The sequence below is a fragment of the Bradyrhizobium sp. AUGA SZCCT0169 genome (assembly GCF_018130085.1).
In the GTDB taxonomy this organism is placed as follows: Bacteria; Pseudomonadota; Alphaproteobacteria; order Rhizobiales; family Xanthobacteraceae; genus Bradyrhizobium.
Genome location: NZ_JAFCMC010000005.1, coordinates 129,176 through 141,794 on the forward strand (window position 1 = coordinate 129,176; position 12,619 = coordinate 141,794).

The 12,619-nt window shown below is 62.5% G+C and carries 9 protein-coding genes, 1 tRNA gene and 1 pseudogene; 7 read left to right on the top strand and 4 right to left on the bottom strand.

All coding sequences use genetic code 11. The features are described 5' to 3' along the window. Nucleotides 1-236 precede the first annotated feature (236 nt). Together JQ609_RS08055 and JQ609_RS08060 are read left to right on the top strand one after the other, a co-directional pair. Nucleotides 237-2,543 carry a PAS domain-containing sensor histidine kinase gene (locus JQ609_RS08055; RefSeq protein WP_249127748.1) on the top strand — a complete coding sequence of 769 codons (2,307 nt, stop codon included), beginning with the start codon at nucleotides 237-239 and terminating at the stop codon, nucleotides 2,541-2,543. Between the two features lie 48 nt (nucleotides 2,544-2,591). Then, nucleotides 2,592-2,990: a RidA family protein gene (locus tag JQ609_RS08060; protein ID WP_212272930.1), complete on the top strand. Its 399-nt coding sequence runs from the start codon at nucleotides 2,592-2,594 to the stop codon at nucleotides 2,988-2,990. Nucleotides 2,991-3,103: 113 nt separating this feature from the next. Here the strand turns inward: JQ609_RS08060 and glnA are convergent, their stop codons facing one another. Together glnA and JQ609_RS08070 are read right to left on the bottom strand one after the other, a co-directional pair. Then, a complete protein-coding gene (gene glnA / locus JQ609_RS08065) occupies nucleotides 3,104-4,513 on the bottom strand; it encodes a type I glutamate--ammonia ligase (protein ID WP_212208125.1) in 1,410 nt (469 codons plus the stop codon). 139 nt (nucleotides 4,514-4,652) lie between these two features. Beyond that, the gene (locus JQ609_RS08070) at nucleotides 4,653-4,991 is read right to left on the bottom strand and encodes a P-II family nitrogen regulator (protein ID WP_027537227.1); all 339 of its coding nucleotides are present in this window, start codon (nucleotides 4,989-4,991) and stop codon (nucleotides 4,653-4,655) included. Nucleotides 4,992-5,357: 366 nt separating this feature from the next. Between JQ609_RS08070 and JQ609_RS08075 the strand changes: the two genes are divergently transcribed. Then, the gene (locus JQ609_RS08075) at nucleotides 5,358-6,857 is read left to right on the top strand and encodes an NAD(P)H-hydrate dehydratase (protein WP_212272932.1); all 1,500 of its coding nucleotides are present in this window, start codon (nucleotides 5,358-5,360) and stop codon (nucleotides 6,855-6,857) included. A gap of 127 nt (nucleotides 6,858-6,984) precedes the next feature. Next, nucleotides 6,985-7,134: pseudogene (locus tag JQ609_RS08080) on the top strand (transcriptional regulator); the annotation flags it as partial. 52 nt (nucleotides 7,135-7,186) lie between these two features. Here JQ609_RS08080 and JQ609_RS08085 read toward each other — a convergent pair. Beyond that, nucleotides 7,187-8,272, bottom strand: coding sequence for an enolase C-terminal domain-like protein (locus tag JQ609_RS08085; protein ID WP_212272934.1), 1,086 nt, complete (start codon nucleotides 8,270-8,272; stop codon nucleotides 7,187-7,189). 10 nt (nucleotides 8,273-8,282) lie between these two features. Further along, on the bottom strand, nucleotides 8,283-9,611 hold the full coding sequence (locus tag JQ609_RS08090) for a multicopper oxidase family protein (protein WP_212272936.1): 1,329 nt from the start codon (nucleotides 9,609-9,611) through the stop codon (nucleotides 8,283-8,285). Nucleotides 9,612-9,748: 137 nt separating this feature from the next. On the opposite strand from JQ609_RS08090, the gene JQ609_RS08095 reads away from it, so the two are divergent. The 3 genes from JQ609_RS08095 to JQ609_RS08105 all read left to right on the top strand — a co-directional run bounded on the left by JQ609_RS08095 (nucleotide 9,749) and on the right by JQ609_RS08105 (nucleotide 12,245). Continuing rightward, a tRNA-Leu gene (locus tag JQ609_RS08095) sits at nucleotides 9,749-9,833 on the top strand. Nucleotides 9,834-9,997: 164 nt separating this feature from the next. Beyond that, on the top strand, nucleotides 9,998-11,359 hold the full coding sequence (gene tig / locus JQ609_RS08100) for a trigger factor (protein WP_212272938.1): 1,362 nt from the start codon (nucleotides 9,998-10,000) through the stop codon (nucleotides 11,357-11,359). 250 nt (nucleotides 11,360-11,609) lie between these two features. Beyond that, nucleotides 11,610-12,245, top strand: coding sequence for an ATP-dependent Clp protease proteolytic subunit (locus JQ609_RS08105; protein ID WP_212001188.1), 636 nt, complete (start codon nucleotides 11,610-11,612; stop codon nucleotides 12,243-12,245). Nucleotides 12,246-12,619 lie beyond the last annotated feature (374 nt).

Here is a 12,619-nt window from a genome sequence, read left to right on the forward strand (position 1 = left end):
TCGGGGTATAATTTGATTCGAAATATCCATTTCTCCGGGGTGCTGTCCGTAATTCTACGGAACCGAAAACGCGGGAGCGCGGCCCAGAACTCGGCTATGCATTGGGGTAGCTGAGGGCGCCGAACAACCGGCGCAAGGTGCCGGACCCGCATTCATACGCACACCATTGTCGTCATCATTTCCTGGGCGGTTTCTCTGGCGGTTTTCTTAGCGATTTTATTGGGCAGTTGGTCGTCATGACTTTGAGGAGCCGCCTTGCGTTCGCGATGGTGTTCCTGGTCGTGGGCACCGTTTGCGCACTTGCTTTGTTCGGTGATGGTTTCGGCCGCGCGACGCTGGTCGTCGGGGCGATCGCGATTTTGCTCGCGCTGGTGCTTGGGGCCGCCATCGCGGGCTCGCTGTCCCGACAGCTGACCCGAATGACCCGGGCGGTCGAGGGGCTGTCGCGCGGCAAGCCCGTTGCGATGCCTGCCGAAGGTAGCCGGGAGATGGCCCCGCTATCGGCGGCTTTCGCCGAATTGTCGGACCAGCTCGGCGCCAGGCCAAACCTGCTGGAAAACACGGTCGAAAGCATCCGCGATTGCGTTGTCGTGGCCGACGAGAACGCGGTGGTCGTCGTTGCCAACGGCGCAGCCCGCCACCTGCTGGGTCTGGACCGCGGCTTCGACAGCCTGACGGGGGTCAGAAAATTCGCCTGTTTCCTTGTCGACGGTACCACACCGCTGCCGATCCCGGATTCGCCGCTGGCGCGGGCGCTGCGCGGCGAACATGTCGATGATTTCGAACTCATGGTGCAGTCCGAAGGATCCTGCGCGAAAGCCCACATCGTCGCCAACGCCCGGCCGTTGCGCGACGAACGCGGCAGGCTTTGCGGGGCGGTGACCGTGCTCCGCGACGTCACCGAACAAAAGCGCGCCCTGCAGGCCCTGGTCGACAGCGAACAGATGGCGCAGACCATCGTGAGCACCGCGCTCGACGCCTTCGTCCAGACCGACGAAAACGGCTTCGTTCTCGAATGGAGTCCGCAGGCCGAAGCCTTAACCGGGTGGACGCGGGCGGAAACGGTTGGTGTGAAGCTGGTCGAGCTGGTGTTTCCCGAACACCTTCGCGCGGCGCACCGGCAGCGGATCGCCAAATTCCTGCGTGAAACCGCCGGTGGCGCCATGGGCATGCGCTATGAGGCGCCGGCGCTGCACCGGGACGGTCACGAATTTTTTGTCGAAGTGTCGCTCACGGCGCTGCGCCGCGGCGACGGTTACATCATCAACGCCTTTGTCCGGGACATCACCCAGCGGCGCATCGCCGAGGAGCGGCTGATTCAGGCGCAAAAGATGGATACGGTCGGGCAATTGACCGGCGGAATTGCCCATGACTTCAACAACATGCTCACGGTGATCACAGGCACGATCGAAATCCTGGCCGATGGCGTCAAGGACGTTCCGCACCTGGCTTCGATCACCAAACTGATCAGCGACGCCGCCGACCGCGGCGCAAACCTCACCGCCAGCCTGCTGGCGTTCGCGCGCAAGCAGCCGTTGCAGCCGGCCGAGATCGACGTCAATGATCTTGTTCGCGAGGCCGTTCGATTGCTCGCGCCGACCGTCGGCAAGGATATCGAAATCGAGGCCGCCTTGAGCGACGAGGCGTGGCCGGCATTCGTCGATCGTAGCCAACTCTCCTCCGCGGTCGTCAATCTCGCCATCAATGCCCGGGACGCCATGGCAGATGGCGGAAAGCTGACCATTGCGACCGGCAACATCACTTTGGGCGTGCCCGAGGCGGTGGCCCGCGGCGTCGAACGCGCCGGCGATTATGTCGTGGTCGAAGTGAGCGACACCGGCACCGGGATTCCGCAGCCCATTCTCGACAGGATATTTGAACCGTTCTTTTCCACCAAGGAGGTTGGCCAGGGAACAGGGCTCGGACTCAGCATGGTGTTTGGCTTCGCCAAGCAGTCGGGCGGAAGCGTCGACGTTCGCAGCGAGGAGGGAAGCGGCACGACGTTCACGATCTATCTGCCCAAAGCCGACACCAGCGCGCTTCAACCGTCGACACACGACGAGGATTCGCCGGTGCAGGGCGGCAGCGAAACGCTCCTGTGCGTCGAGGACGACCGCAAGATCCGCGACTACGTGACGATGCAGCTCGAGAGCCTCGGCTACAAGGTGATCGTGGCCTCGAATGCCGACGAGGCCCTCGCCATCGTCAATCGGGGCGCCGCGTTTGATTTATTGTTCACCGACGTCGTGATGCCCGGCAGTATGAACGGCAGGCAACTGGCCGAAACGCTGATGGCCCGCCGGCCGTCGCTGCGGGTGCTCTTCACCTCCGGCTATAGCGACGGCGCGCTGCCGCTGAAAAACCGCGCAGGCCACGGGATTCCGCTTTTGACCAAGCCTTATCGGCGCGCGGAGCTGGCGCGAACGTTGCGCCGTTGTCTTGATATTGCGGTCGATCCGGCCGGCGATCCGATACCGACGCCTTATTCCGTGCAGCCGGAGCTCGAGCGTTTCCTGCGCAAGTATCCGCCGAAGGAGGGATAGGTTATTCTTTGGCAGCCTCAACTTCTCTGGACTTGAACAGGCCGCCACATGAAGTCTCGCGTAGAGACACTCACGCCGCCGAACACGCCGAAGCCGATCGGCCCTTACAATCATATCGCCAAGGTCGGCCAACACATCTCGATTGGGGGGACGGCCGGCTTCGATCCGGCGACGGGACAATTGGCTGGCGCTGATGTCGGCGCGCAGACACGGCAAATCCTGAAATCATTCGCGGTCATGCTTGAAGCCGTGGGGTCCGATCTCAATCATGTGCTGCACATCAATATCTTCCTGCAGCACATGTCCGACTTCGAGGCGATGAACGCGGCCTATGTCGAGATGATGGGAGATCACAGACCGGCGCGGACGGTCATTGCGGTGAAGGAACTGCCCAAGCCCGGCGTGTTGCTGACGATGAATCTCACCGCCGTAACGCGAGAGGGATGATCCTGCGTTCCGAGCACCGGTGTTCAGATGTGTTCAAAAACAAAAGGCGCCCCGTTCGGAGCGCCTTTCGCATTTGTGAACCGTGACATCAGCGGCGCGAACGCCGCGAAAAATCACAGCGAATAGTACATGTCGAATTCGACCGGATGCGGGGTCATCTCGAAGCGCTCGACTTCGGTCATCTTCAGCTCGATGTAGCTGTCGATGAAGTCGTCGTCGAACACGCCGCCGTTCTTGAGGAACGCGCGGTCCTTGTCGAGGTTTTCCAGCGCCTCGCGGAGCGAGCCGCACACCGTCGGGATCTGCTTCAGCTCTTCCTTGGGCAGGTCGTAGAGGTCCTTGTCCATCGCCGGACCCGGATCGATCTTGTTCTTGATGCCGTCGAGGCCGGCCATCAGCATCGCGGCGAAGCCGAGATACGGATTGGCCATCGGGTCGGGGAAACGCACCTCGACGCGCTTGGCCTTCGGGTTGGCGGTGTAGGGGATACGGCAGGACGCCGAACGGTTGCGCGCGGAGTAGGCGAGCAGCACGGGCGCTTCATAACCGGGGACCAGACGCTTGTAGGAGTTGGTCGACGGGTTGGTGAAGGCGTTGATCGCCTTGGCGTGCTTGATGATGCCGCCGATGTAGTGGAGGCAGGTCTCGGAGAGGTCAGCATATTTGTTGCCGGCGAACACCGGCTTGCCGTCCTTCCAGATCGACTGGTGGACATGCATGCCCGAGCCGTTGTCGCCATAGATCGGCTTCGGCATGAAGGTGGCGGTCTTGCCGTAGATGTGCGCGACCTGATGGATGCAGTATTTGTAGATCTGCATGTGGTCGGCCATCAGCGTCAGCGTGTCGAACTTCATGCCGAGCTCGTGCTGGGCGGAAGCGACTTCATGGTGATGCTTCTCGACCTTGACGCCCATCTTGGCCATCGCGCCGAGCATTTCCGAGCGCATGTCCTGGACCGAGTCCTGCGGCGGGACCGGGAAGTAGCCGCCCTTGGTGCGGATGCGGTGTCCGAGATTGCCGCCTTCATATTCGGTGTCCGAATTGGTCGGAAACTCCGAGGAGTCGAGCTTGAAGCCGGTGTTGTAGGGGGTAGAGGAGAAGCGCACGTCGTCGAATACGAAGAACTCGGCTTCCGGTCCGACGAACACGGTGTCGCCGATGCCCATCGACTTGACCATCGCCTCGGCCTTCTTGGCCATGCCGCGCGGGTCGCGGTTGTAGGGCTCGCCGGTGGTCGGCTCGAGCACGTCGCAGGTGATGACCATGGTGGTTTCGGCGAAGAACGGATCGATCGTCGCGGTGACCGGATCGGGCATCAGGCACATGTCGGATTCGTTGATCGCCTTCCAGCCGGCAATCGACGAGCCGTCGAACATGGTGCCTTCGGCAAAGATTTCCTCGTCGATCATGCCGATGTCGAAAGTCACGTGCTGCCACTTGCCGCGCGGGTCGGTGAAGCGCAGGTCGACGTATTTTACGTCGTTGTCCTTGATCGATTTCAGGACGTCTTTGGCGGTCTTCATGAATACCCCTTTTGGTTTCCAGGACTCTGCGACAACGACATTTTCGCTAACGATGTGGAGAGATATCGCAAACGAAATCAGGCCGCCGAAGCAGCCCTTTTCTTGTTTTTCAGTCGCAAAATGCGGGATAGCACCCGGCTTAGATAGCGTCCAGCCCGGATTCTCCGGTTCTGATCCGGATCGCTTCTTCGATGTTGGAGACGAAGATTTTGCCGTCGCCGATGCGGCCGGTCTGGGCGGCGCGCCGGATCGCGTCGATTGCTTTCTCGACCAGTTCGTCTGATATCACGATCTCGATTTTGACCTTGGGCAGGAAGTCCACGATGTATTCCGCACCGCGATACAGTTCGGCGTGGCCCTTTTGCCGGCCGAAACCCTTGGCCTCGGTCACGGTAATGCCCTGCAGTCCGACCTCCTGAAGCGCCTCTTTCACCTCGTCGAGCTTGAACGGCTTGATGATGGCTTCGATTTTTTTCACTGAGCGCCTCCCGGGCATTACAAATTGCAGAGCAGATAGTTTCGATATCGCGCGTGGCGCCGTCTGGTCGTCGATCCCTGATCAGGGCCCGAAACGCTCGCAATTGCTGCGAACGACGACGGTCCTGAACCGGCTTCCTTACCGGCTTCCCCAAAAGCAGGGTCTATGCCAAGTTGTTAACGGGCCTGATTTTGGAATGTTATCAGACTTTTAACAGGCAATCGGCAGAGGTCGATCCGGACGCTGCATGATACCCAAGCCTATCAAATAGGCAAACCGATCAATTGGTATGCAGCAGGTGGAAGAATTGGCTGCGGGCGGCATCGGAAATGCCTCTGGAAAAGGCTGATAGATCGAGGATTCGGCATGGAAGTACTGACCACCACTGAGATGGAGCGCGCCGACCGAATGACCATTGCCGCCGGCACGCCCGGCTTTGCGCTGATGATGAGCGCGGGCCAGGCCGTTGCCGAAGCCGCGATGGAACTGGTCGAGGAGGGCGCGATCGTGGTGGTTGCCGGCCGCGGCAACAATGGCGGCGACGGGTTTGTCGCTGCGGCCGAACTTGCCGCGCGCGGCCGCGAGGTTTCGGTGATCCTGCTCTGCGAGCGGGACAGTCTGACGGGCGACGCGGCACTCGCGGCGAAGGGTTGGAAATATCCGGTGCTGCCGTTCAATCCCCAGGCGATCGGCAAGCCGGCGCTGATCATCGACGCGCTGCTCGGCGCCGGTCTCAACCGTCCCGTGAAGGGCGATCCGCTTGAGATGATCGAGGCGATCAACGCCAACGGCGCGCCGGTCCTCGCCGTCGATCTGCCGAGCGGCATCAACGGCACCACCGGCGCCGTCATGGATGTTGCGATCAACGCCGTCGAGACCGTGACGTTCTTCCGCAAGAAGCCGGCGCATCTGTTGCTGCCGGGACGGATGCATTGCGGCCGTGTCAGCGTCGCCGACATCGGCATCGATGCGCATGTGCTGGGCGAAATCCAGCCGCAGACAACGGAAAACGTCCCGCAGGCGTGGCAGGGACGCTTTCCGGTGCCGCGTATCGATGGCCACAAATATGCGCGCGGCCACGCCGTCGTCGTCTCCGGCGACATGGCATCGACGGGTGCGGCGCGGCTGGCGGCACGCGCCGCGCTTCGGGCCGGCGCCGGATTGGTGACGCTGGCCTCGCCGCGCGAGGCGCTCGCGGTCAATGCCGCGGCGCTGACCGCGGTGATGATCCGCGCGGTCGATAGCGCGGTCGAATTCGCCGACATGCTGAACGACAAGCGGCTCAATGCCTGCGTGATCGGTCCGGGCGCCGGCATCAGCGCGCGCACGCGCGATCTGGTCCACACCGCCTTGTCGGCGAAACGTCACCTCGTGCTCGATGCCGACGCGCTGACGAGTTTTGCGCAAGAACCGGAGCGGCTGTTTGAATCGATCAAGGCGTCCAGCGATCCGCAGGTCGTGCTGACCCCGCACGAGGGCGAGTTTCCGCGGCTGTTCAGCGACATCAGCAACAAGCATCCGGGCCGCTCCAAACTCGAACGGGTGCGCGACGCCGCCTTGCGCTCTGGCGCCGTGGTGCTGCTGAAGGGGCCGGACACGGTGGTCGCCTCGCCCGACGGGCGCGCCAGCATCGCCGCCAACGCGCCGCCCTGGCTCGCCACCGCCGGCGCCGGCGACGTGCTGGCGGGAATCATCGCAGGGCTGTTGGCGCAAGGCGTGCCGGCCTTCGAGGCCGCCTGCATCGGCGTCTGGATGCACGGCGAGGGCGCCCGCGAGGCGGGGCCAGGCCTGATCGCGGAAGATTTGACCGAGGTGCTGCCCGCGGTGTTCCGGCGGCTCTACGACGAGTTCGGGATTGAGTATTAGTTGGTAGGATGGGTGGAGCGAAGCGATACCCATCGTCTTCGCGGTTGCAGGCATTGATGGGTATCGCTTCGCTCCACCCATCCTGCGGTTACGGCGAAGCATCTTGCCAGGGCATGGAGTGAATGAGATGGGCGAGAATCTAACGGCTTATGATCCGGCTGAGGATCTGCTGTCCGATGAGGCGATTGCCGTATTCATGGAGGAAGCATTCAAGACCGAGGATGCAGGCTATATCGCGCATGCGCTCGGCGTTGTCGCCCGTGCCAAAGGTAGGACACCTGGCTAGCCGAAATGGCAGCGATGATGGGTTTCGCTACGCTCTACCCATCCTACGTCACGAGATATTTCGCCACCGCCGCCTCGTTCCATTCCAGGCCAAGGCCGGGACCTCGCGCGGTGACCGTGCCGTCGATGATCTCGGCGGGGTGGGCGAGAATGACGCGGGCGAAATCGAGGAATTCGAGCCAGTGCGCTGATGGCGTCACCGCCAGCATGTGGGCGCTGGCTTCGGCGAACAGATGGCTCGACACCGGAATGTTGGCGGCTTCGGCTTGCGCTGCGACTTGCAGCCAGCCGGTGACGCCGCCGCATTTCATCAGGTCGGGCATGATGAAGTCGCTGGCGCCGGCCGCGATCGCCTCGGCAAAGCCGCGCGGGAACCACCAGTTCTCGCCGGCCTGGATCGGCGTCGGCGACGTCTGGCGCACCTTGGCATGGCCCAACAGATTTTCCTGTGGCACCGGCTCTTCGATCCAGTGCAGGTCATAAGGGGCGAGGCGGGCGATGCGCCGGCCGGCTTCCGCAGGATCGAGCGACTGGTTGAAGTCGATCATCAATGCGATGTCCGGGCCGAGCAGGGCGCGCACGCCCTTGACCACCCGCTCGTCATTGGCGGCGTCGCCATCGCCGCCCTTGATCTTGATGCCGCGAAACCCCTGCTCCAGCGAGCGGCGCAGCGCCTTCTCGTCGGCAATGGGATCGACCACGCCATAGCTGTCATAGGCCTTGATCGGCCGCGGCGCGCCACCGAGCAACTCGGCCAATGGACGACTAGCCATCTGGCCGAGCGCGTCCCAATAGGCCATGTCGAGGCCGGACACCGCCATGCCGACGAGGCCCTGCCAGCCGAGCAGGCGGAATTTTGCGTCCATCGCCTTCATCAGGTCAAACGGCGCGACCGGCTTGCCGACGAGTTCGCGCCCGATCTCCTCAATCAGGTGCACCAGCGGCTTCACTGTCAGTTTGGCGTAGGCAAAGATGTAGGCGCGTCCGGTAACGCCCTGATCGGTCGCGACATCGATCAGCACCATCGGTGCGGCATCGATTGTCGAGAAAGCGGTCTTCACGGGCCGCGCGATCGGCACCACCAGGCCGCGGGCGGTGACGCTGCGAATGGCGGGTACGGATGAGCTCATGCTGACCTCCTCATTCCACACTGTACCATCGCACCAGGCGGGGGGCCGCCCAATCGGTCGCGACGGATTCGATCAGCCAGCGTCCGGCATATTCGGCGGCAAAGGCGATGCGCTGGGTCTGGCCGGGTTCGATGGCCAGCGTATCCAGCCAGAACGGTTTCCAGCCGTCGTCGAGCCGGTCGAGCAGCCGGAAGTGATGGCCGTGAAGGTGGAACACCGTCGGGATGGCGCCGCGGTTGTTCAGGGCCAGCACAACGGTACGTCCCGCCTTGGTACGGAAGGCGGGCGCGGCAGTCGCCGCGAAGTTCGCCGGCGGCACCCAGTCGCCTTGCGGCCCGCCAAGCGCCAGTTCGGCCCGGGTGGCACCCTTGAGGTCGAGTCGCTCCGGCAAGCCGTTGGAAGGTAACGGCGGCGCCGGGGGAAGCGGGGCGGCGCGGACCGGTGGTTCGCCCGACACGATCAGTCTGCCGATGGGGCGGGCCTCCTTGCCGTCATGGACCAGAATCGTTGCGGTGGTCCCGGCGGGCGCCGTCACATCGATAAAGACATCGACGCGGCCGCCGGGGGGCAGCACAAGCGCGCCGTTTCGGGCCTGGAACGGCTCGGAGGGCTGGCCGTCGATGGCCATGACGCGGACGTCGAGATTCTCGATTTTAGCCGCGATAACAGACCGCTGGCAGCCACTGATGAAGCGAATCCTGATCCGTTCATTGGTTCGCGCTGTAATATCGAGCGAAAGCCGGCCGTTGGCCGTCAAAACCGTTGCGGCGTCCTTGGGATCGATTCCGGGCGCGATGGCGGTTCCGTCCGGGCGCAGCCGCCAGTCCTCGATCAGAAACACCTCGTCGCGATCGACGGCGACAGTCTCGCTTTCCCGGACCACCACTGCGCGAGCCCGGGATGGCCGTGCCTGGCCGTCGCCGAGAAGGGTCAGATCACACAGCTGCGTTCCGGCATGTCGCAGCGGCAGTTGTAGAGTTTCCCTCATCCCGGCCGCGAGCGGCGCGCGGGCCGTCAGCGATTCGGCGCTCGCGGCGCCGTCGAGCCCTCGCCAATTGAGGGCAACGGGCTGCGGCAGCTCATTGGCGAGTGTGACTTCAACGGTGTCGCCGCGCTTGAACCTGACCTCCGGCGATCCAAGCGACCAAACCGGCGTCGCCGGCGCCCCTGGCCGAAGCGCAACAACATCGCCTTTGGCTTGCAGCGCCAGCGCTGCGCGGCCTTGAGCAGAGCCAATGGCGGGCCATATCGGGAGCAGGGCGGCAGCGCCCAGTCCGGCCATCAGCTCGCGTCGGTGCAGCAGGGATTTGGGGCTTGCCATGAGACCGATGCGGACCATTTTCTGAAGGTCCTGTCCAGCTGTGACGCCTTGCCTCGGGCGGCGTTCAAAAAGCGCCATTTTTTTGCTGCGGACCGGTGGGCGCATGTTATAAGCCCGCCGCTCGCGGCATCGCGGCCGGACTGGATGCTTTTTACGCGGGCGTGGCGGAACTGGTAGACGCGCTGGATTTAGGTTCCAGTGACGAAAGTTGTGGGGGTTCGAGTCCCTCCGCCCGCACCAAGCGCTCTATTCAAGCGTTTGCATGATGAATACTGGAGGGCCTGTTTCCCCGGTTGGGGAGTTGGGTCAGCCGAACCACCGGCGCAGGCTTTAAGGGCCCCGCGTCGACCCAATTGACAATGTCGGGGCCACGCGCCCTGCCGAAACGGAAGAAGATTGACGCCATGCAGGTCACCGAAACCCTCGTCGAGGGATTGAAGCACGAGTTCAAGATCAGCGTCCCCGCATCGGATCTCGATGCCAAGGCCGGCGCCAAGCTGATTGATCTCAAGGACAAGGTGAAGCTCAACGGCTTCCGTCCCGGCAAGGTGCCGGTGAGCCACCTGAAGAAGGTCTATGGCCGCTCTGTCATGGCCGAGACCATCGACCAGACCATCCGCGACACCAACACGCAGATCTTCACCGATCGCGGCTTCCGCCTTGCGACCGAACCGAAGATCACGATGCCGACCGAGGAAAAAGAGGTCGAGGAACTCCTCGCCGGCAAGACCGATCTCACCTACACGGTGGCGATCGAGGTGGTGCCGACGATCCAGCTTGCCGACTTCAAGAGCTTTACCGTCGAGAAGCCGGTCGTCGACGTGTCCGACAGCGATGTCGACGACGCCATCAAGCGCATCGCCGACCAGAGCCGCCCCTATAACGCCAAGAGCGAAGGCGCGAAGGCCGAGAACGGCGATCGCGTCACCATCAACTTCACCGGCCGTATCGACGGTACGCCGTTCGAGGGTGGTACCGGCGAGGGCATCCAGGTCGTGATCGGCACCGGCCAGTTCATTCCGGGCTTTGAAGAGCAGTTGATCGGAATCGGCGCGGGCGAGACCCGTAACCTGAAGGTTTCCTTCCCGAAGAACTACGCTAGCGAAAAGCTCGCCGGCCAGCCCGCCGAGTTCGAAACCACCGCCACCGCCATTGAAGCCCCGGGCGAGACCACCGTCGATGACGAGTTCGCCAAGACGCTCGGTCTGGAATCGCTCGACAAGCTGAAGGAAGCCGCGCGCGAGCGCCTGGTCGCTGAGTTTGCCGGTGCGACGCGCCAGCGCGTCAAGCGCGCGCTGCTCGACCGTCTCGACGAGAGCCACAAATTCGAAGCGCCGCCGTCGCTGATCGCTGAAGAGTTCAATCTAATGTGGAACTCGATCAAGGCCGAGATGGAATCGAGCGGCAAGACCTTTGCCGACGAGAACACCACCGAGGACGCCGCCAAGGAAGAGTACCAGAAGATCGCCGACCGCCGGGTCCGCCTCGGCCTCGTGCTTTCGGAGATCGGCGAGAAGAACAAGATCACCGTCACCGACGACGAAGTCAGCCGGGCCGTGATCGAGCGGGCACGTTCGATGCCGGGCCGCGAGAAGGAAGTCTGGGACTACTATCGCAACAATGCCAATGCGCTGGCCCAGCTTCGTGCGCCGATTTATGAAGACAAGGTGGTCGATTTCATCCTCGAGCTCGCCAACGTGACCGAAAAGAAGGTTTCGCGTGAAGACCTGTTCAAGGATGAGGACGCTGAGAAAACTGCCGCTTAATCCCGGCACCTGATGTTAATGATGAACGGCGAAAGCGGCGGGGCTCCGGCATCCGTCGCTATGAGTTCGGCTGCGAATCAGTTTGAACTCGTCTAGCTCAGCCCGCCATTGTCCGGCCTTGTCGCCGGGGAATTGGCTCATATCTGAGTTCTGTCTGTGAAGTCCTGCATCACGGGACGTTCGTCCACTTCTGGCAAATCAAGTCTGGTTGCCGCTGGATGTTCGCCCCCGCCAACCCTTTAGGTGATACATGCGCGATCCCGTTGAAACCTACATGAACCTTGTTCCGATGGTGGTCGAGCAGACCAACCGCGGTGAACGCGCTTACGACATTTTCTCGCGCCTGCTGAAGGAGCGCATCATCTTCCTGACCGGTCCGGTCGAGGATGGCATGGCGACGCTGACGGTCGCGCAGCTGTTGTTCCTTGAAGCCGAGAATCCGAAGAAGGAAATCTCGATGTACATCAACTCGCCCGGCGGCGTGGTGACATCGGGCCTCGCGATCTACGACACCATGCAGTTTATCCGTCCGCCGGTGACGACGCTGTGCACCGGGCAAGCGGCCTCGATGGGCTCGCTGCTGCTGGCGGCCGGCCACAAGGACATGCGCTTCTCGCTGCCGAATTCGCGCATCATGGTGCACCAACCCTCAGGCGGCTTCCAGGGCCAGGCCACCGACATCATGCTGCACGCGCAGGAGATCCTGAATCTCAAGAAGCGGCTCAACGAAATCTACGTGAAGCACACCGGCCAGACCTACAAGGCGATCGAGGATGCGCTGGAGCGCGACAAGTTCCTGACCGCCGACATGGCCAAGGACTTCGGTATTGTCGACAAGGTGATGGATAAGCGTCCGGAAGAGCCGGCGATGACCAAGACCCCGTAAGGTAACGGGTGGAGGTACCCACGCGTTGACCTTGACAGGTGGGCCCAATCGGCAAATTACGCTCTTAAGGGGCTGTCTATGCCCGAACGTAGGCAGGAAGTTCCGCTTTCGTGCTGGTTTGGCAGCGTGGTAATCGCGCAACGCTTGGGTGATTTCGGCAACTTCTCCACGTGCGAAGGCCGAAAATCACGGTATTGTCACGGTGTCCGCTCCGTGCCCGGTTAGCGAATTCTTGATAGTCGGGTGTCAGCATGGTTGGCTGTGAGGGATCGGGTAGGATCTCGGGGATTCGAGTAAACCGTGATTCGAACGGCGCGTATTGAGTTAAGGTCTTTTTTGGTACGGAATTTGCTCTATCTACTTTCAGGTCCGGC